We start from the raw sequence: 20,237 nt of genomic DNA, 5'->3' as shown, positions 1-20,237 counted from the left end.
TCGTTTATACAGAAAAAGCCAGCTTGAAAGCTGGCTTTTATGTTCTTAGTCGTTGCAACCTAACCTATTTCTCGCGGCTGACTAATATCGCTGCCAGAGCCACAAATACTCCGCCGCTGGTTCTATCGAACCAGTGCAGCTTATTGCTCGACTTCAATGTAGGAGCCAAGACATTGGCCATGCTGGCGTAGATCATCACGAAGCTAAAATCGACCACGGCCCAAGTCGCGGCCAAGATGGCAAGCTGCGGCCCTTGTGGCGCGCTAATATCAATAAACTGAGGAAACAGTGCGGCGAAAAATAGTAGATCTTTAGGATTACTAATACCAACGAGAAAGGCCTGTTTGAATAACTGTTTTGGGGTGCCCTTACCTTGAGTGGTCTTAAGCTCTAAGCCTTTACCATCGCCTTTTGTAAGTAGCAGTTTAACCCCAAGAAATAGCAGGTAAGCTGCGCCAAACCACTTCAATACTGTAAAGCCATACTCAGTGGCACTCAGTAATGCCCCTAAGCCTGCGGCTGAGGCCATCATGAGTATCAGTGCCGAGGTTACGCTGCCGAATGCCGTTGCTATGCTGCGACTCTTACCGTAGTGAATACCGTGCCCCATGGACAGTACTGCCATGGTGCCGGGAGACACTGCAATCAATAGAATGGCGAATAGGTAGAGTAACCAGGTATCGAAGCTCATAGATTTTATACAATTTAGAATATCTGGCAGCACTATAGCCGCCAGACATTATTTAGGCAACTCGCTAAGGAATGTAGTCAGGAATGACCTTTGGATGACGGCCTTCAATTGAGCGGTAGAAGTCGACTATCTCATTCATTTCATGTCGAATGTCGCCAGTTGGCATTTTACCTTCGGCAATCACCACTGTCTTGCGACCAAAATCGAGACCCACTGTGATGATGGGGACCTGAGCCTTATTGGCGATATGGTAAAAGCCCGTCTTCCAACGAGACACAGGGCTACGGGTGCCCTCAGGTGCCAAGGCTAGGCGAAAATTAGGGTTAGTTTTAAATAGCTCAGCGACTGCATCGACGAGATTATTGCTTTTACGCCTATCAACAGGTGTACCGCCGATGGCACGGAAAAACCAACCCCAAGGTGGGATAAACAACTGGTGCTTACCTAAGAAGTTGACTTGCGCGCCCAACGCACCGCGGGCAATTACGCCAATAATAAAATCCCAGTTACTGGTATGTGGTGCCACTATGGCAATAAATTGTTTATCATTTGGCAGCTCGCCGGAAATTTTCCAGCCAATCAGTTTTAGCAGCCCTTTCCAAAATAGTTGAAACATATAACGAAAACCTTCCGGCCTTTCCTATGAGTATTGTTGTTTTCTGCGGCTTTAGCCAATCGTTAGCTATGATTGGTTACAAGACGTCAGCGGGATATTTGAGGTATAGTACACCCAATAGAGCCAGATTGGAGAGAGGCAATGTTTAAAAAAGCAATCAGTGTCTTATTGTTATGCTTGGCATTTAACGCTAACGCGGTGCCAACTGATGATATTGCTAATATTTTGGCGGAGCAGGAAGCTGCATGGAATCGCGGTGACCTAGATGCTTATATGCAGGGCTATTGGAACAGTGACAAAATGCGCTTCGTTTCCAATGGTAAATTCCGTTATGGCTGGGAAGAAACCCTTGCCGTCTATAAGAAACACTATCCCGATAAAGCGACCTTAGGTACGCTGACTTTCACGATTAAAGAGATCAAGATGCTCAGCAATTACGCTGCGATAGTGGTTGGCCGTTGGTCACTGGAGCGCGCTAAAGATAATCCTAATGGCGTGTTCACTTTGTTGGTTGAGAAAATAGATGACCGCTGGGTGATCACTCACGACCATACATCGGATTGAATCAACTAGACTGAAGCTACATTCACTATAATAAAAGGAGTTTTTATGGCGTTTCTATTACCTGGGGCGGTGCTGGTTATCGGTTTACTCTTTTTGATTGACCATGCCGTGAAAAATGAGACAGGCTCTAAAGGCTAGCGTGTTAGACGCTCATCTTACTATTGCTTGAGCTAAATGTAGGATGAGCCAAATATCAGGTAAATACAGAGCGAGCTTAATTTGTTGGCTCTATAACGAATTCATCCCTACCTAAATTACGGCCTTTGCCGTCATATCTCACCTCGATGAAATGTATCTTTCCCTGCTTATCTTTCAAGATGATGCTAGTCGAACGTGTCCCGTACTCCTCATGGCGGATATAGATAGAAGACAGATGACGCTCCCACTCAATGCTTATCCCCGTTGTTGGGAGTTCGGTGTCGGGGGCTTGGGTGTTATCCATCATAATGGTCAGCAGTGCATCGATGTCTGGAGTGTGATGATTCGAAATATGCTGCTCTATCGCCTGAGAACCACGTGCCATTTTGGGCCAAATATCATCGAGAGCGCCATTACTTATAGAGTGAAAACCAGGGGAGAGTCGGCTTATTTTTTGGCTGCGACTATCGAAACATTGCAGGTTGTTTTCGTCGCCAAAAAGTAAGTTAAACGGGTTGTAGAAACGGCTATGACGGGTTAACCATTCTTGCTCAATACCATCAGGATCTAAGGCTTTGAGTACTAGTTCCCCACGGCTTCTCATATCATTTTGCTTGAGTTCAGGTGCGCGGATATTCGTGAGTCCTGCAATTTTTCCAAGCTGATTTACCCCGAGCCAGGTACCACCGGCTTCTAAGTCTTTACCGGCTAATACAGTGTTTGAATTATTTGAGGTTGGCCAAAAATGAGCGGGTTGAGTGGGTCTATGATGAAATTCATCGCGATTTGCACAGATGATAAGCGGGAATTCGGGGTGAGTCTGCAGAGCAACAAATAGGATGCACATAAACATAGCTCAAATCTAAGTCATGAATACAGGTTAATGCTCATGACTTAGAAAAGCTAGTGAGAGTCGATTAGATAAAGCGGTACCAGTTAATGGTGATGCTTGTGATCATGTCCATGCTGGTGTTCATGCTTAGTTTCATGACTATTTTCAGGCCTCTGGCTGTGTTCATGACTGTGTTCAGAGGCATGGCTGTGATCGTGGCTGTGCTCAGGACCATGAGAATGTCCGTGGTCGTGAGCCTTCGACTTAAGCAGCATGAGTCGGCTTAGGAACTTGCGTGGTCCAAGGCGTAACAGGCTAGTGGCGAACAAGATAGCTACAATGACCAAACAGATATTGTTTAGCGTTGCAGGTAGATGTACTAGGGCCTGCCACTTAGGATGCAGTAACTCAATAGCTCCGAGTAAGGCTATCAGTAGCGCAAATAAGCTGGCTCTTTGTGTCCAATTCATTAGCTTCAACTGGGCAAAGTTAAATATTGGTGCGGCGATTAACGGCAAGATCACCGCAGTCGTCGTCCAGCCGCTGTATGCCAGAGATAAAGACAGCACTGCGGCGCCCAAATTGCAGAAGCGCATCGGTAAGAATACCAATAACAACACGAACACTTGCACTAATGGGCTAGATAGCGGTACGGCAGGGTGACCGATGAGGTTAGCGAGTACTAGGCTCAATAAGATCCATGGCGCACTACGATCGACCAAGTGCGCGAAACCAAAACGCCAAGCCGAATCAGGCAGGGCATCATGGGGATCGGTAGGCTCAACATTGCAGCGAGTGAGCTGCCAACCAATAATGGCGACAGAGACCGCTTGGATAAGCGCATACATAGGGCCAAGTAATAAGCCGGTAATGATGATGGCTTCGGGCCCGAGTAATCTTTGCATCCAGAGTTTGCTCAGCTGGCCGTTGTGGGGCGTGAGTCCGAAATGAAAACGAAGACTCGCCACGGCATAACTGAGGAGTAGAACTGGCGCGATAGTCTGCATCCAATCGAGCAGATGCTCAGTTGAGTGACTATGGCTGTGATGATGGTCATGGCCACCTGAATCCATCATCAGCAGTAAAAATAGTAGGGCGATACCAAGTAAACTACCGATCCCTGCTTGGTATTCATACTTGCCTTGTTTGTCGGTGACTGGAGTGCCATGGGGCTGGTGCAGCACCACGTGCAGGATGGAGCCCGTAACAAAAGCTTGTAAATAAACGGTATTTTCAAGGCTTAAATGAGACAGCATTTGCTCTCCGGCAAAGTAACCGAAGCCTGTGAGTAGCATCATCGCGGCGAGTACTGCCATAGCCCAACGGCTACCAACTTGTGGCTTGAGTAACCACCAGATGGCTACACCGACTGGCAATCTATGCAAGATAATCCCTAGCGCCAACAAGGGGGAGTTACCTTCTTGCTGAGCCAGAATCATTGCTCCACCATCTGTGATGGTATGCAGTAATAGTCCGCCAATACCTAAGATTAAGGTGAGGTTATGGGTGACTTCAGAATAGCGGTGGAAAAGCCGTTCGCTAAGCGTGGGGCCCCATATACCTATAATCACAAATACAATCGCGAGAAACCCGCCATGCTCTAATAGCTCTGGAAGAATATGAACCAGCACTAAGCCGCCCAGAGAAACGAATATAAATCCGTCTAGGCCTTTTTGTAGTCCATTGCCTGTCGAAAAGAATCGATAAAACAGTGGGCCTAATAATAGTGCGATGCAGCTAGCTAATAGATACAGCATGGAGTTCCAATTTAAACCGCGAGAGCGAGAAAAGCGCCATAGTATACCAGCCTTGTGGACAATTAGCAGAGGCCTATATTGAATTTACATTGATATTCAATTGGCATTAATTTCATGTCTGTTGTGAAATTTAATGGTGTTTTTTGACGCTGGTTTGTTAGTTTATCGATAAAGATAATAGAATAGTATTTTTTACGGCGAATAGAAGCATTTATCTATGGATACTTTTTCAGCGGCAGTCATGTTATTTCTTATTATGGATCCTTTGGGGAATTTACCCATATTTGCATCTATTTTGCGCCATATTGAGCCGAAGAAGCGCCGTCGAGTGTTGATCCGTGAACTGCTATTTGCTCTAGTGATCATGATGCTATTCTTGTTTGCAGGCGAGGCCATTCTCAACTTTCTGAACTTGCGGACCGAGTCTGTGAGTATTGCCGGTGGTATCATTTTATTCTTGATTGCGATTCGAATGATCTTCCCCCAGCCCGGTGGTGTGGTAGGGCTGGCCGCAGGTGAAGAACCTTTTATCGTGCCTATGGCCATCCCATTAATGGCTGGCCCCTCGGTGTTAGCGGCTTTGATTTTATTGGCGCATACGGACAATGAGCGCATGTTTGATTGGACCATTGCCTTAGTGTCAGCTTGGGGCGTGAGTGCGGTTATCTTACTCTTCTACAAGGTGTTCACTAAAGTGCTAGGTGAAAAGGGCTTGACCGCCGTAGAGCGATTAATGGGCATGGTATTAGTGATGATTTCGGTGCAGATGTTCCTTGATGGTGTCGCTAATTATATTAGTCACACGGGGCTATAACCTAGAGCTATAAAATCCGATTAAGAAGCCGCCATGCTGCAGCTTGGCCTTCAATCTTTATTGGTGAAATGTGGGCTTGATTGTTATTTTTACTTGTTAATCTAAAGTTAATCACCCTTGCAGATTAATTTTTAGCCTGTAATACTGGGATATAATATTCAAAAATAACAATAACTCATGCTGAATTGTCTTCTACTCTGTATCGCTAGCCTCTCTTCGCTCGATTCTGCCGATTATCAAAATCTATTGCCCTATCAAGGCACGCCATCCTCGATGGAAGAGCGTGATAATAAGGGCAATCTCACCATTGGCTCTGTGTATACGGATCAGGGGGCCTGGCATGGTTTTCACCTGCCCGATAATGCCGATTATTACGGTAGCTTTACCGGCCCGCTGTTTATCGCCCAAGAATACAGCTTGCACTTGAGTGACAGCCTGCAACGCCTGCAGCTGATCAACATAGATAGAGATGAGTTTGTCTCGTTAGACAGTGCCAGTCGAATTGAGATCTATAGCAGACCCGACGCCTTGGTGCAGTCGTTTACCTGGTCTGATTTCCAACTTAATTTATCCCTCAGTTATAGCGATAATCGCACCGCAGTGGTGCGCACCGAGTTAATTAACTTATCTAAAAAGCCTCAAAGCTGGCAGCTAGTCTGGCGCGGAACGCCCTTTAATTCTCACTCCTCACTCACCGATTACAGTTTAATCAAGCAGACTGAAGTGAGCGCTAATCATGTTAATTGGCAGCTCAATCCAATCATGGAAACTTGGCGAATTCAGTTGGCCGATGCCGAATATGACTTATGGTTCGATCGCGATATGAAGATTACGCTCAATGAGCAATCGGGTTATCGCGCCATTGCAGAACCCATGACTCTAGATGCAGGGCAGCAGCATACATTTGTATCGGCGCAGCGATATTTTCATACCCAAGCCGAGCGCAGTGCGCATCAAGTACCTGATTGGGGCAAGATTGAGGGGCAGTTGCTTGATAATCAGAGCAAGTGGCAAGCCAGACTCGATAGAGCGATAACAGGAGGAGATAAGAGTTCTCGCCAACTCGCAGTAAAAAGCATGCTTACCCTATTGCATAATTGGCGTAGTCCGGCGGGCGCGCTTCAACATGATGCGATTACGCCTTCGATTACCTATAAGTGGTTTAACGGAGTATGGGCATGGGATAGCTGGAAGCAAGCCGTTGCCTTGGCCCGCTTTGACCCCGCCTTGGCAAAGTCTAATGTGCTGGCGATGTTTGATTATCAATTTACGGCACAAGATCCGCTGAGGCCACAAGATGCGGGCAACCTTCCCGATGCTATTTTTTACAATAAAGACCGAGAACGTGGTGGCGACGGTGGCAACTGGAATGAGCGAAATGGTAAGCCGCCACTATCTGCTTGGGCCGTGTGGGAGATCTATCTACAAGATAAAGATGAAGCCTTTCTTAGCACCATGTATCCCAAGCTTGTGGCCTATCACGAGTGGTGGTACCGCAATCGTGACAACAATGATAATGGCTTAGCCGAGTATGGTGCCAACCTTCACCCTATGCATCTCAATGAAGATGGCTCGATTAATCCTGAGGCGGTGATCGAGGCCGCTGCTTGGGAGTCGGGGATGGATAATGCGCCGCGATTCGATATGGATGACACCTTAGATATCTGGCAAAACCACCAAGGTGGAAAGCTCGTCGGTTATTCGGTATCCCAAGAATCGGTGGATCTTAATGCCTATCTCTATGCGGAGAAACGTTTCCTAGAGCAGATCGCGGCTGTACTTGGCGATGAGAGCGCGGCAGAAAAATGGGATCTTGCAGCCACTCGGTTGGCGAAACAAATTCAGATGCAGATGTATGATGCTGAGTCGGGTTTTTTCTATGATGTTCGTTATACCCCTACGGGTAGCGAGTTAATGGTTAAGCAAGGCAAAGGTGTCGAGGGCTGGATCCCGCTTTGGGCTGGGGCGGCCAGTGAGGCCCAAGCTAGAATTATGGTAGAGCGCCACCTCAATGCTGCGCAATTTGGCACCTTAATTCCGTTCCCGACCGTGAGTGCCGATGGCCCTAATTTTGCGGCTGCTAAGTACTGGCGAGGGCCAGTATGGTTAGATCAGGCATTATTCGGCCTACAGGGGGTCGAGCGCTACGGTTATCATGAGCAAGCCATGAGTTTAGCTAAACAATTGGTAGTGCAAGGCGAGGGGATCCTTGGCCAGAGTCCGATCCGCGAGAATTATAACCCGCTAACAGGCGAGGGGCTGCACTGCACCAACTTTAGCTGGTCGGCTTCTGTGCTATTGCTCATTTATCAGTCATGGTTAACTGAGATAGAAAATATTTAGTAACGAAGGCTAAGTTGGCAAGCATTTAAAAAATTTACCATTAATTTTTTTTTGTGAAAACGGGCTGCCTAAATACATTAATTCAACTGTTAATGTGATGCTGTTGTTGTTATTGTTTTGTGATTCAGCAGTATCGGGTAGCCTATGAAAGTCTCTATTCTAGTCACTATTTTTCTTAGTTTTGTATTTGTGTCGGCCTGCAATAGCCGCTCTCAAGAAATTGAGCAGCCCGCAGTGGCTGATCCACAGAGTGATGTTCCTCGTAAACAACTTTTATGTAGTTCGACACCGCCCATCAAAGATACGGCTAAGCTCAAGGCTAACCTTAAAGAGCGAGGTCTGATTACCGAACAGATGACTGAAACTGAAGCCGAGCAAGTCGTTCTTGAGTATATCCGTATGCGTCAACAAGCGTTCCAGGACTGTAAGAAAGGAGACCTGTAGTATGAGTAACCGATTAGTAACAGCTCTTTTGGCATTATTTACTGTCGGAGCAATCTCTTTGTCCTCGCTTGCTCTCGCCGCCCCTATGACTAGCGGCACGACCGCAGATGCTAATATCATCAATAAGGAGCAGGTTCTTTATTGGTTAATAAAGCGCGGAGAGCTAGCTGCCAATGCCACAGATGCAGAAAAAGAGTTGGCGATTGCGGAATTTACCAAGCGAGCAAATGGTAAAAAAAAGCTGCCGATGATTCAGGCGCAGCAGCAAAGAAAGCGGACCGAGCAAGCAGAGAAACGCTCTAAGTCGATGAGCTTTTCCGATAGCCAGGTAGAAGGCTTTAAGAGTAAAACGGTCAAGGTGCTTACGGTGCTTATCGATTTTCCTGATTTGCCTCATGATGACAATGGCTTAAGCAGTAGCGATACCCAAATGTTCTATAACGATTATTCAGTTGAACACTATCGTTCATTACTTTTTTCAAATTCTGGTTATGAAGGCCCTCAAGGGCAAACCTTGATGACAGGGTATCAATACTATCAGGCTGAATCGGGTGGCAGTTTTTTCTTTACCGGTGATGTCAAAGGTTGGTACCGCGCAGCGAGCAATGCGGCGGTTTATGGCAGTAATGATCCCAACGATAATGATAACGATATTGCAGTTTCAGACTTAGTCAAAGAAGCTGTGGCTGCGGCCGTCGCTGATATGAGTGATTCAGAGTTAGCCAGCTACGATATCGAAGATCCTTTTGACTTAAACAATAACGGCATAACGAATGAAGCCGATGGTATTATCGATCATGTGATGATTTTCCACTCTAGCATAGGTGAAGAGGCTGGGGGCGGCATGCTAGGCGGCGATGCAATCTGGTCTCATCGTTCCTTTGTCGATGGAGGCCGTTATCGCTTACCTGGGACTGAAATGAAACTGTCTGGCTATACCATTCAGCCTATCGATGCCGCGCTGGGCGTGTGTGTACATGAGTTTGGCCATGATTTAGGCCTGCCCGATGAGTATGACACCACATCGCTAGGTAAAGGTTCGCCTGTAGGTTTCTGGTCTATTATGGCCGGTGGTAGCTGGGCGGGTGAGCTTGCAGGTTCGTTACCAACGGGCTTCAGCCCTTATGCTCGCTCTTACTTACAGAATATCTATGGTGGCAATTGGATCACAGAGCAGACCGTTCAGCTCGATTCGATCACAAGTTCAGGTTTAGACATCAGTCTAGTTGAAGCTGTTAATCACGATAAGGTGAATCAGATCTCAATTGCGTTGCCCGCTGTGGATATCGACTTTAAGGAGCCTTATAGCGGAGATTTTCAATTTTACTCCGACCAAGGTCATATGATTAACCATGCAATGTCATTCGATGTGGACTTGCCCGTAGCCACTCCGCTTACGTTAACCATGCAGGCACATTGGAGCATTGAGCAGGATTATGATTATGCTCAGGTGATGGTCGATGGGGTTGCGATAGCGGGCAATTACACTAAGGCGAGTAACTCGATTAATATCGAACGCAATATTATTACGGGTAAGTCTAGTGATTTGGCTGCAGCTGAAGGTACCGATGCTTGGGTTAATCTTTTGTATGATTTGAGCCCATATGCTGGGCGAGAAGTGCGCCTGTCTATTCGGTACGTGACCGATCCAGCGGTAGGTGACTATGGCATTGTGATTGATGACATCAATATCAATAATAATAGCGAACCAGTATTCTCTAATGGTGCAGAGCTCGATGAGGGCATTGCCTATGCAGGGTTTGCTCGATTGGGCAATATGCGTCCGGGTAAAGACCGTCGCTACCTTGTCCAGCTAAGAAGCCAGCAAGGTGTAGATAAAGGGCTTAAGTCAGAATCTTATGATCCTGGAGTTGTGGTTTGGTTTGAAAACCAAGATTACAGCGATAATGAAGTGAATAATCATCCAGGCTATAGCTTAATTAGTGTGGTTGATGCAGATCAGAACCTTATTGGCACTAATGACTCGAGTGTGCAGGTTCGAGATGCAGCTTTCAGCCTATTTAATCAGTCGAGTTATTTTAACGATGAGCACTTAAGTGGGTCCAAGCTATTCGATGATACCAATGATTATAGTGCGCCGCTGCAACCTGAATCAGGGGTTGTGTTACCTGAGCTCGGGTTAACCATGGAGGTCATGGCTCAGTCGAGTAATAGCAGCAATGCTACAGTGCAGTTCAGGTATAGCAGCCAGACGCCACCGGATTCAAAAGATCTGAGCGCATCCATTAGTTATAGTTTACAGGGCCGTGAAGCGAGCTTTGCGGCCAATGTGAGTGGCGGTGATGGAAGTTATACTTACGCTTGGGATTTTGGCGTCACAGAAGCGACTAGTACCGAGGCTTCTCCTAGCTACATCTATGCGGCGAATGGTAATTACTTAGTATCGCTCACGGTGACCGATGGCAATGGAACAAGCTTTGTTAATTATCTCAATCTTGCTGTAGGTTCTGCTATTGAGGTCGATTTTACCCATAGTATCTCTAATCTTCAGGTGAGTTTTACGGATCAGTCCACAGGTGGCAATGGCGAGTTGAGTTATCACTGGGAATTTGGTGATGGTAATACTAGCTCTGTTGCTTCACCCAGTTATACCTATGGCACTACTGGCAGTTATACCGTGACTTTGACAGTGACAGACAGTGTGGGGCAAGAGGCGCAGAAGAGTGCCCCTATATCGGTAGCTGCTGCCGTCGTGGTCGATAGTAGTGGTGATTCATCCGGTGGGGGGAGCTTAGGTTGGCTCTCTTTGTTGGGACTTGGCTTGTTGGGTATGTACCGACGCCAATATTTGTAAACACAAAAAACGCCCAAATAAAGGGCGTTTTTTCTCGATGACGGCTAGCGTTTATAGCTTGGCAATGGCTTGTTGCGCAGCGGGTAGAAATACTTCACTTACTATCAACTGCTCGTCACCATGTTGGAAATAGCGGCGACGTCCCCATAGCGGCTGGGTCACATCCTGTTGCAGCGATTCTGCCAGCTTAGCTATCTTAGAGCAGGCTTCAAAATGAGCCACTTCTATGCGTCCTGGGATAAACTCATCGGTGGCATAGAGTAATTCGCCTAAAGGCCTCACTCCTAAACCTAAAAATGCTTGTTGTTTCTGTTCAAGCAGGCGCCCGGGGATCAAGGTTCTGGCGAAGATCCATGGGGTGCCATCTAGAATGAGTAATACTTCTCTAACCCAGATATTTTTACTGCCAAATGAGTCTTCTGGTAGTGGAGATAAGGTATCTTCTCCGAGAATTTTCACTTCAAAATGTGCACATTGCTTCTTTAACTTTTGCGTTAAGCTGCAAGTGCTGAGTAGCCAGTCCTTAAAAGGTGGCGTAGGTAAATTGGAGATTTGTTCTGGCGAAAACCATTCGATTGATTCACCATAAGGGAAGCTTAACCTAGTCATAGTCGTCTAATTCTCGGTACAATACAGCAAACCGAAGCAGTCTAGCACGCCGCTGTCGCCGCAGGTAGAGCTTGTCTACTTAGAATGCGACGTGACAATGTAATACCCAAGCTACCTCAAGATGCTCGTTTCAGAGCTCCCGTAGGATAGCTGAGCAAGGCAGTGATTGAGGATAATGGTTATTCCCTTATCGATATCACTAACGTAGTGCAGGTATTCTACGGGAACTCCCGTAGGGCACGGCGAGAAGCAACATTTTTCTGTGTTATGAAATATTGAATTAGAATAACTAGTCCTACAATTTCATGCCTTGAACTCTGTCACTTCTCGACATGCTGAATCCTGCATCTTGAAGTTGTTTGGGTATAAGCACATGGATTGGGAGTCTATCTCATCGATTATCGACTAGGGAGTAAGTTTGAAGATGAATAAACTAATAGCAGTATTACTTTTAGTGCTATGCAGTAGCTTTGGAGCATTTGCTGCGGATAATAAGCCACTGGAAGAATATGCTTATTATGGTTTCGAACCGGAGATTGTGACTAACTATATCTCTAATAGGAAGAAACTTGGCTATGTCAGACTCAGTGTCGAGTTGATGGTTAAAAAGCCTGAGCAGTTAGTTAGCCTAGAGCGACACGACCCTCTGTTAAGGGCGGCAATCGTCGAGATTTTAGGTAACCAGACCGAAGACAAGGTGAAGTCATTGACCGGAAAAGAAGAGATCCGTCGTCAGTGCTACGAGAAAGTGAATCAGCTTTTAGAGCAAGAGACTGGTGAACCCTTGGTGGTGAACTTACTTTTCACCAAATATCTATATGATTAGTTGCAGATACCAATACCGCTGGTACTTGCATTTATCGCAAGTGCTAACGGTATAAAAATGATTAAAAGTAATAAAGCTAAACCTGCAAAAGTGAATAAGCCAAGAGTCGCTAAGGCCTCGCCTAATGCTAAGAGCAAGTCTAAGACTCATGCTAAAGTTAAACCTACAGCGGCACCTCAGCCGAGTAAGGCGCTACACCCACGAAATATCCATAATAATGGCTATGACTTTGCCGCATTAGTCGCTGCATTTCCGAAACTTAAGGCTTTTGTAAAACCGAATCCCTATGGCAATTTGTCGATAGACTTCGCCGATCCTATTGCGGTTAAGATGCTTAATGCGGCGTTGCTAAAGTTACACTATGGCGTTGGTCATTGGGATATTCCCGAAGGTTTCCTATGTCCGCCTATCCCCGGTCGAGCCGATTATATCCATCATGTAGCGGATCTATTGGCGGTTAAAAAGGCGAGTAAGAGGCGCGTTCCTAAAGGCCCTAGAGTTCGAGTATTAGATATAGGTACCGGAGCGAATGTTATCTATCCGCTGCTGGGGATACAGTCCTATGGTTGGGACTTTGTTGGCAGTGATGTCGATCCGATCTCGATTGCAAATACACAGCAGATTTTTGCCAATAATTCCGATATCGCTAATAAGTTTAGCGCTAGACTACAAGCGGACGCTAAGCATGTATTTCATGGGGTGATTGAGGCAAATGAGCGCTTCGATCTGACCCTTTGCAACCCACCATTTCATGCCTCCTTAGCTGAAGCCAGTGAGGGCTCGGCGCGAAAACTTAAAAATCTTGCTGCTAATAGAGCCAAGTCAGCTCAAGTTCAGTCCTCTGGAAGGGGGAAGCCTGACTCGGGTAAGAGCGATAGTGTCCTCAACTTTGGTGGCCAGAAAGCCGAGTTATGGTGTGAGGGAGGGGAGCTGCAATTTCTGCGGACGATGATCGACGAGAGTCATGACTTTGCAGGCCAGTGCTTATGGTTCACTACCTTAGTATCTAAAAAGGAAAACCTTAAACCAGCAAAGGCCTTATTGGCCAAGGTAAAAGCTGAAGAGGTAAAAGAGATTGAGATGCACCAGGGCAATAAAGTTACTCGGGTGCTGGCTTGGACATTCCTTAAATCTGAGCAGAGAGAGCTTTGGGTGCAATATCGAGATACCCAATAATTGAGTCCTAGATGCTGGTCGTTGGGAGCGAAACGAAATAAGTACTCATGTGATTTCAAAAGTTTAAAAACTTATCCTAGACTAAAATGATGTAATTACATTGTGCTCTTTGGATACTTTTGTGAACTTCAAACTGGAAAACCTACTGGTTGAGCTAGAACTCTATCTGCAAAAACCTGAAGTGCGAGCTTCTCGTACAGAGCTTGAGCGCCTTATCGGTGATGAATTTCTTGAGTTTGCAGCGACTGGCCATCGATTTGGCAAGGATGAGGTATTGGCGAGGTTGCCAGATGAACGGCAGCCTCAAATAGAAGCTAGCCTATTTACTGTGAGAGAGCTATCGGCAGAGGTTTGTCAGGTTACCTACCGCGCAAAATTAAAAAAAGCCGATGATAATGTCATCGGCTTTTCAATACGTAGCTCTATCTGGCGCAAACATAGAGATATTTGGCAAATAGTGTTTCACCAAGGCACTCAGTGTAGGCCTTTCTAGCGGTTAAAAGCTTAAGGACAACGGTTACTGCCCATTCCACAGTAGCTTGCCACAGTCAGTTAAATCATAACCGCCTAAGGTTGCTGCAAGTTGTTGGGTTTGCGGCTCGGCTAATAGGTTAAATAGTCGCTGTAACTGACGTCTAAAGTAGATCCCTTGGGGCATTACGAAATCAAAAGACTCGGTAACCAGTGGAACAAAACTCAGGCCGCTCTCGAGTGCCACAGACTGGCAGCCAAAGCCGATATCGGCATTGTTGCGGGCAATGTAGCCTGCGAGTTCGCGTTCACTCTGGGCGACAATGTTTGAGTTTAGCTCTTCGAAAGATGCCCCTTGTTTCATTAGCCATTGTTCAAGATGTTGCTGGCTACCAGCGCCCGCTTGACGGGCGACCCAGCGCCATGACTGCTGCGACACTTTGTCCAACTCTTGGCAGCGGTGATGCATATCGGGACGCATCATCAAGCCTTGTTTACGGGTATAACCGTGCACCATCACCCATTGCTGGTGGTTGGCATAACCTTGCAATAACGCTGGGTGACGAACGCTGCGCTCTTCAACACTACCCCAGTGCAGTGTACATACATCGGCGTAACCACGAGACAGCAAGTCTAGGCCGAGTCGAGAGCCTGTTGAGCTATAACTGATAAGCTCACTCTTACCCACCTGTGACATCATTCTCGCCACAAGCATAGATAGCAGAGGGTCATCGCTTCCGGTGATATGCATACGGTCAGATAGCATGCCGCTATGGCAGGAGTCCATCACCCACCTGTCGATCAAAATCTTTGGAAACAACCATTTGCCCGTGATTTTAGTCGCAGGAAGAATGCGGTCGTTGGCCATTGAGTAGACTTTCTTCTCATTGAGATCTAGGTACTCAGATACCTGTTTGGCACTCATATAGATCAGCTCAGTCGGCTCGGTCATTTTTAATCCTTGTGGAACATGCAATATTTGTTGTTAATGGAATACTTTTAAGTAAGAGCATCAAATTCAATGTTTTCAGCGCCGTTATAAATTAGGAAATGGCGACCCTTAGCGCGAGCTATCATGGTGATACCAAGCTTTTGAGCAAGCTCAAGCCCCATCTGAGTTGCACCACTGCGTGACAGTACGACAGGGATCCCCATCTTGGCGACTTTGATAACCATCTCAGAGGTTAGGCGACCTGTAGTGTAGAACAATTTGTTATTGCCACAGTCTTGGTTGAGCCACATCTCACCGGCTAAGGTATCTACGGCGTTATGACGACCTACATCTTCAACAAAACCGACGATCTGATCATCTTGGCATAGACCACAACCGTGCACGGCACCGGCATTTTTATAGGTTTCATTGTAGGCGCTGATGTTCTTTAGCAAGCTGTAGATCATGCTTTGCTTCAGTTTTGGTGTCGGCAAGTTGATGTCGTCGAGCCCTGTCATAAAGTCACCGTAAACCGTGCCTTGACCACAGCCCGTAGTCACTGTTTTCTCAGACAGCTTTTCATCTAAATTTTCAATTTTCTCACTGGTTAGGATCGCAGCTGAATTCACATCCCAATCGACAATAACCGACTCTAGTTTGTTGATATCCGATATAAAGCCTTGGTTCTTAAGGTAACCCAATGATAACGCTTCAGCCCGCGCACCTAGTGTCATCAAGGTCACAATAGGCTGCCAATTAAGGTAGACCGTGAGAGGGCGTTCGCAAGCAATGAACTTATCCACTTTTTCGCCATTCTCGTTTATTGCGGTGACAGCAATTGTAAGAGGCACATCGGTGCTGGTTTTGATTAACGTTGGATTGCTTTTGTATGCAGTCATATGGGTCATCATCTGTTAAAAGGGAATCAATACGCTTACTGCTAAGCAATATCTATACCTAATTGAATAGGGAGTTAAAATTAGTGGTAGATCACATTTATAGCGAGTGGGTCGCCCTTTTATGTCCTATCTACAATTGCTATTCGGACAAAATGTCCTAGTCTTTGCTTGGAATAGTTGATCTAGTTCAAACTATTTAATTGATACTGTGTGGCACACAAATTGCTTTGCTAAAGGGAGTATTTATTTATGGGTCTGCCATATTGGCAGCCACCTCAGGCAAGACGGAGACTGAATGCAACATACCGAAAGCCAATGGCCAATGTACGTTTCTCTTAAGAAAATTGAGAAACAAGTCGGAAGATGGACCTCAGTACAGTGGGAAGTCGACCAAATGCTTCCTGCTACCCACGCCGCACCTGAAGGTGCCAACCTAATCTTACTTGAGCTACACAAGGATGAGCGTGGCAGTTACCGCATCAATATCGATATGGATAATGCCATGCTATATATCGTCTGTGACGAAACCGAAGACGGTGACTGGAAACCAGTAGCAATTTCTGCAGATCAAAATGTCGCAGCTGGCTGCCTAGAAGCCGATACCCCAGTACTCAATATTCCAATGCCTAAGGCGATCGCTTGTTGGATTGAAGCCTTTATTACTCGCCATGGTGAAGTGGAAATTTGTGCCCATCGTCGTAAGCATGTTAATCGTCGTAAGAATGAAGGCCCAAGCACTGATCATACGGCAGAACGCCTATGAGTGGCTTTCTATCTCGCTGGAATCTGCGTAAGCAACAAGTTGAGGCTGAAGGCGAAGCCAAGGTAGCGGCAGAAGAAGCCGCAGCACAAAAGCTCGCTGAAGAGCAGGCATTTGCTGCACAACAGCAAGCTGAAACTGAGCTAACAACAGAGCAAGCGACATCGCCTGTTGTTAGCGACGATGCTACAGCTGACGCCCCCGCAGACAAGATATTAACTGCTGAAGACTTGCCTGATCCTGAAAAAATTGAAGTGGGTGGTAGTTTTGCCAGCTTTATGGGGGCCAATGTTGATCCAGCCGCTAAATCTGCTGCATTAAAGGCGCTTTGGAAACAGCCTCATTACAGTGAGATTGATGGCTTACTCGAATACGCATTGGATTACAGTAATCAACCCTTGTTAACGCCTGATGTGTCTGCGGAAATCGCTAAAAAAGTCTTCCGTCATATGGTTAAAGATAAAGACGAAGAGTCATTGGCAAAGCAAGAATTAGACGCATCAGATGAGATGATTGCGGCTGAAAAGATAGAGCAAAATGAGCGCCATAATGATCCCGAAGAGATATCGGACATTTTGGACGGTGAACAAAGCGGCTTGTCCCAAAATGAACCAGAAAGCAGTGACGTTTCCGCAAGTAAAGTTGTTTAACGTCACTATAGAGTGTTTTTAATTCCACAAATTTGGTATGTGAATTGCTGTATTAGTGAGTAATAAAAGCTGGTGTCAATTATAGGCACATAGAAAACAGCGACACTCATATACAGAAACAGCCAAAGAACTGTTCAGGAACGCAATGTGAGCAATAGTGAAACGCAAGTCGGACTCAAAGAGGTTCGTCAAAAGGTCCTTGCTGGTACTCAGGTTATCCAAAACCTGATCCCACCGACCGTAAGTTACACCACCGAGGGTAACGTCCTCGTTATCGGGCCAGAAGATTTGGCTCGCTTAGCGGCTGACAAGTTATCGACTATGGGCAAGTGTGCCATTCTGGCGAATGAGCCAATCACTAGCCAAGATGAAGCCCACCTTGAAAAAGTAATGACTGCTGCAGAAGATGTAGAGAGTTATTATAATAAGCTTATTGAAATCAAAGGCTTCCTAGGTCAATTTCAAGTCAAGGTCGAGCATGATGATGGCAGTGCAGAATTAAGCACCGTTGCGATTCGTAAGGCTCATTTCGACCTTATTCTCGATCTCAGCATGAGTCCTTGTATAAACCTTGAGATGTTGCCTCCTGGCTATTTCTACGTAGGTCAAGATCAGGCTAAGCTGGATGAAGCCCTAGAGCAACTTCCGGATCTTATCGGCCAATTCGATAAGCCACGCTATGTAAAAGTAAACAGCGAAATCTGTGCTCATTACCGTAATGGTAATGAAGGCTGCAACCGTTGCTTGAACTTCTGTCCTGCTGATGCAATTGCTAGCGTAGAGAAGAAGATTGAAATCGACCCTTATCTCTGCCACGGTGCGGGTAGCTGTACGAATGCGTGTCCAACTGGCGCGATTAGCTATGATTTACCGACTCCGCAAGCTATGCATACCTATTTGCAAAAGTTAGTCACTAGTTTCCGTTCTCAAGCGCAAACTGCTCCAGTCATTCTTTTCCATGATATGGGCAAGGGCGCGCAGTTGGTGACCGAAGCGTTAGCCGGTGAAATCATCCCAATCGAGATGGAAGAGATTACCGTTGCGAGTATGGATCACTGGATGTCTGCATTGGCATGGGGCGCTCGTCAGGTATTGATCCTGCAAACAGACGCCACTGCGCCGACATTAACCCAGATGTTGCATGGTGAATTAGCGTTAGCCAACGATATTCTCGATGAGATGGGCCAGCCACAGCGTATCAGTTTGATAACTGAGGCTCACCTAACAGAAGCGGGTGCTAAAGACCTTTCTGAACTGCTTATCACGAGTGCTAGCTGGCCAGTGATTGTGCCTGCAGAGTTTGTGGCCACAACTAAGCGTGAAACTATTTACAACGCAATCGATCATCTAAATGAGCAAGCAGCATCTGTTGATACCTGTCTTTCTCAAAGCAATATTCCATACGGCCAAGTGAGCGTTAACACTGAGAACTGTACCTTGTGTATGTCTTGTGTGGCGACTTGTCCAACTATGGCATTGACCGATGGTGGCGATCGCCCTGCACTGCATTTTGTTGAACAAGATTGTGTGCAGTGTGGATTATGTGAAACAGCTTGTCCTGAGAAAGTCATCAGCTTAACGCCTCAGGTGAATCTTGATAAAGCTGCGCGTCAGGAGCGTCAAACCCTGCATGAGGAAGCTCCGTTCGAATGTATTACTTGCGGCACTCCGTTCGCAACGCAATCCATGGTGAAGCGGATGTTAGAGGTGGTAGGAACCCACAGTGCCTTCAGTGCCAACACAGACCGCTTAAAAATGTGTGGTGACTGTCGAGTAAAAGACATGTTTGAAGACATTCTTCAAGATCCTGAAAAGCAACTGCGATAAGAGTTTAACCATGACCGAATTTGTAAGAGAAGTTTCAGAAAACGATCAGTTAAGAGCCGATATTTATCAGTTGCTTGCAGCATTACTGCGTCGTCAACCTAGTCCTGAATTACTGGCGTTTCTTTCGGGTTTAGAAATTGATGCCGATGATGACAGCGACATGACTAAAGCATGGGTTAGCCTTAAGTTAGCCGCGCAGCAATTTAGCGAAGAACAGCTTGAAGATGAATATTTCAACGTGTTTCTTGGCGTAGGGTGTGGCGAAATCCTTCCTTACGGCAGCTGGTTTATGACTGGCTCACTGATGGATAAGCCGCTAGCTTTGTTACGTAACGACCTAATACAGTTAGGTTTTGAACGTGAAGAAGAGGTGAAAGAGCCAGAAGATCACGTAGCAGCGTTATGCGAAGTGATGGGCACCTTGATCCTTGAAGCACCAGGCTATCGTCAGCTTGCCTTCTATCAGCGCCACATTGGCAGCTGGATCGAACGTTTCTGCGACAACCTAGCTAAGGCGCCAAGTGCGGCTTTCTATGCAACAGTTGCTCAATTGGCTAAGGCATTTTTCGTTATCGAAGCGAGGGAGTTTGAGCAATTGAGTCTAGACATTCCTGTAAATTGCCCTGGTAGTGAAGCAGAAACGTCAGAAAAGATTGAGCCTGCTACCAATGAGTTAGCGTCTTAAGCGCTATCGGTAGAGGTTTGGATTTATGTCAGTTCAGCACTCGTAGTTAACTGCGAACAGCTGAACTGACATAGACAAAAACTGGGATTCTTCTTAAAAAGAACCCAACAAGAACTGGATAGAGCGTTTAAACATAAGCAATTTATCTTAATTTCAGTATATCTAAGGAGACACTATGAAGAAGCAAGCTTCCGACATGGGCCGTCGTCAATTGCTTAAGGCATTGGCTATCGGTGGTGCGGCTGGCGCAGTTGCAACTGCAAGTGGACAAGCTCTTGCCGCACAACCTGAAGTCGCACCTGCTGCGAAAAAAGGCACCGGCTACCAAGAGTCTGACCATGTTCGTAGTTATTACGACACATTGCGCAGTAAATAATTAAAGGAGAGTG

At 46.3% G+C, this 20,237-nt stretch carries 20 protein-coding genes; 13 read left to right on the top strand and 7 right to left on the bottom strand.

Annotation, left to right across the window (positions count from 1 at the left end; translation table 11 throughout):
* Window positions 1–64 precede the first annotated feature (64 nt).
* Together Q1A86_RS03840 and Q1A86_RS03835 are read right to left on the bottom strand one after the other, a co-directional pair.
* On the bottom strand, window positions 65–691 hold the full coding sequence (locus Q1A86_RS03840; protein WP_299803051.1) for a LysE family transporter: 627 nt from the start codon (window positions 689–691) through the stop codon (window positions 65–67).
* 64 nt (window positions 692–755) lie between these two features.
* The gene (locus Q1A86_RS03835; RefSeq protein ID WP_299803049.1) at window positions 756–1,307 is read right to left on the bottom strand and encodes a lysophospholipid acyltransferase family protein; all 552 of its coding nucleotides are present in this window, start codon (window positions 1,305–1,307) and stop codon (window positions 756–758) included.
* 141 nt (window positions 1,308–1,448) lie between these two features.
* Here Q1A86_RS03835 and Q1A86_RS03830 point away from each other — a divergent pair, with 141 nt between their 5' ends.
* Complete coding sequence (locus Q1A86_RS03830) at window positions 1,449–1,871, top strand: DUF4440 domain-containing protein (RefSeq protein ID WP_299803047.1); 423 nt, start codon at window positions 1,449–1,451, stop codon at window positions 1,869–1,871.
* Between the two features lie 214 nt (window positions 1,872–2,085).
* Here Q1A86_RS03830 and Q1A86_RS03825 read toward each other — a convergent pair whose 3' ends face one another.
* Both Q1A86_RS03825 and Q1A86_RS03820 read right to left on the bottom strand, forming a co-directional pair.
* Window positions 2,086–2,856 carry an NRDE family protein gene (locus tag Q1A86_RS03825; RefSeq protein ID WP_299803045.1) on the bottom strand — a complete coding sequence of 257 codons (771 nt, stop codon included), beginning with the start codon at window positions 2,854–2,856 and terminating at the stop codon, window positions 2,086–2,088.
* An 89-nt stretch (window positions 2,857–2,945) separates the two neighbouring features.
* Window positions 2,946–4,598: a metal transporter gene (locus Q1A86_RS03820; protein WP_299803043.1), complete on the bottom strand. Its 1,653-nt coding sequence runs from the start codon at window positions 4,596–4,598 to the stop codon at window positions 2,946–2,948.
* Between the two features lie 217 nt (window positions 4,599–4,815).
* Between Q1A86_RS03820 and Q1A86_RS03815 the strand changes: the two genes are divergently transcribed.
* From Q1A86_RS03815 to Q1A86_RS03800, 4 genes are all read left to right on the top strand, one after another.
* Window positions 4,816–5,412 (top strand): YhgN family NAAT transporter, encoded by a 597-nt coding sequence (locus tag Q1A86_RS03815; RefSeq protein ID WP_012157340.1) that lies wholly within the window; start codon window positions 4,816–4,818, stop codon window positions 5,410–5,412.
* Between the two features lie 177 nt (window positions 5,413–5,589).
* Window positions 5,590–7,755, top strand: coding sequence for a trehalase family glycosidase (locus tag Q1A86_RS03810; protein WP_299803038.1), 2,166 nt, complete (start codon window positions 5,590–5,592; stop codon window positions 7,753–7,755).
* Window positions 7,756–7,899: 144 nt separating this feature from the next.
* Entirely contained in the window at window positions 7,900–8,199 is a 300-nt protein-coding gene (locus Q1A86_RS03805) for a hypothetical protein (RefSeq protein ID WP_299803036.1), read from the top strand.
* Between the two features lies 1 nt (window position 8,200).
* Window positions 8,201–11,014, top strand: a complete 2,814-nt coding sequence (locus Q1A86_RS03800) for an immune inhibitor A domain-containing protein (RefSeq protein WP_299803033.1) — start codon at window positions 8,201–8,203, stop codon at window positions 11,012–11,014.
* A gap of 51 nt (window positions 11,015–11,065) precedes the next feature.
* Here Q1A86_RS03800 and Q1A86_RS03795 read toward each other — a convergent pair whose 3' ends face one another.
* Complete coding sequence (locus tag Q1A86_RS03795) at window positions 11,066–11,623, bottom strand: chorismate lyase (protein WP_299803030.1); 558 nt, start codon at window positions 11,621–11,623, stop codon at window positions 11,066–11,068.
* A gap of 424 nt (window positions 11,624–12,047) precedes the next feature.
* Here Q1A86_RS03795 and Q1A86_RS03790 point away from each other — a divergent pair, with 424 nt between their 5' ends.
* The 3 genes from Q1A86_RS03790 (at window position 12,048) to Q1A86_RS03780 (ending at window position 14,118) form a co-directional block, all read left to right on the top strand.
* Window positions 12,048–12,449, top strand: a complete 402-nt coding sequence (locus Q1A86_RS03790) for a flagellar basal body-associated protein FliL (RefSeq protein ID WP_299803028.1) — start codon at window positions 12,048–12,050, stop codon at window positions 12,447–12,449.
* A 57-nt stretch (window positions 12,450–12,506) separates the two neighbouring features.
* Window positions 12,507–13,625, top strand: coding sequence for a 23S rRNA (adenine(1618)-N(6))-methyltransferase RlmF (rlmF, locus tag Q1A86_RS03785; RefSeq protein WP_299803026.1), 1,119 nt, complete (start codon window positions 12,507–12,509; stop codon window positions 13,623–13,625).
* 121 nt (window positions 13,626–13,746) lie between these two features.
* Window positions 13,747–14,118 carry a DUF4440 domain-containing protein gene (locus Q1A86_RS03780; protein WP_299803024.1) on the top strand — a complete coding sequence of 124 codons (372 nt, stop codon included), beginning with the start codon at window positions 13,747–13,749 and terminating at the stop codon, window positions 14,116–14,118.
* A gap of 24 nt (window positions 14,119–14,142) precedes the next feature.
* On the opposite strand, the gene Q1A86_RS03775 is transcribed toward Q1A86_RS03780, so the two are convergent.
* Together Q1A86_RS03775 and Q1A86_RS03770 are read right to left on the bottom strand one after the other, a co-directional pair.
* Entirely contained in the window at window positions 14,143–15,048 is a 906-nt protein-coding gene (locus Q1A86_RS03775; protein WP_012157332.1) for a helix-turn-helix transcriptional regulator, read from the bottom strand.
* Window positions 15,049–15,095: 47 nt separating this feature from the next.
* On the bottom strand, window positions 15,096–15,926 hold the full coding sequence (locus Q1A86_RS03770; RefSeq protein ID WP_299803021.1) for a formate dehydrogenase accessory sulfurtransferase FdhD: 831 nt from the start codon (window positions 15,924–15,926) through the stop codon (window positions 15,096–15,098).
* Window positions 15,927–16,221: 295 nt separating this feature from the next.
* Between Q1A86_RS03770 and Q1A86_RS03765 the strand changes: the two genes are divergently transcribed.
* The 5 genes from Q1A86_RS03765 to Q1A86_RS03745 all read left to right on the top strand — a co-directional run bounded on the left by Q1A86_RS03765 (window position 16,222) and on the right by Q1A86_RS03745 (window position 20,224).
* A complete protein-coding gene (locus tag Q1A86_RS03765) occupies window positions 16,222–16,689 on the top strand; it encodes a DUF3305 domain-containing protein (RefSeq protein WP_299803019.1) in 468 nt (155 codons plus the stop codon).
* Entirely contained in the window at window positions 16,686–17,336 is a 651-nt protein-coding gene (locus Q1A86_RS03760) for a DUF3306 domain-containing protein (RefSeq protein ID WP_299803017.1), read from the top strand. The genes Q1A86_RS03765 and Q1A86_RS03760 overlap by 4 nt, the downstream gene beginning before the upstream one ends.
* 147 nt (window positions 17,337–17,483) lie before the next feature.
* Window positions 17,484–19,163: a 4Fe-4S binding protein gene (locus Q1A86_RS03755; RefSeq protein WP_299803015.1), complete on the top strand. Its 1,680-nt coding sequence runs from the start codon at window positions 17,484–17,486 to the stop codon at window positions 19,161–19,163.
* Window positions 19,164–19,173: 10 nt separating this feature from the next.
* The gene (locus tag Q1A86_RS03750; protein WP_299803013.1) at window positions 19,174–19,848 is read left to right on the top strand and encodes a molecular chaperone TorD family protein; all 675 of its coding nucleotides are present in this window, start codon (window positions 19,174–19,176) and stop codon (window positions 19,846–19,848) included.
* Window positions 19,849–20,023: 175 nt separating this feature from the next.
* Window positions 20,024–20,224, top strand: a complete 201-nt coding sequence (locus Q1A86_RS03745) for a twin-arginine translocation signal domain-containing protein (protein ID WP_299803011.1) — start codon at window positions 20,024–20,026, stop codon at window positions 20,222–20,224.
* Window positions 20,225–20,237 lie beyond the last annotated feature (13 nt).

The organism is uncultured Shewanella sp. (assembly GCF_947497935.1).
Taxonomy (GTDB): domain Bacteria; phylum Pseudomonadota; class Gammaproteobacteria; order Enterobacterales; family Shewanellaceae; genus Shewanella.
Note: the sequence above shows the minus strand (reverse complement) of the source record. Positions and strands in the feature narration are given on the sequence as shown.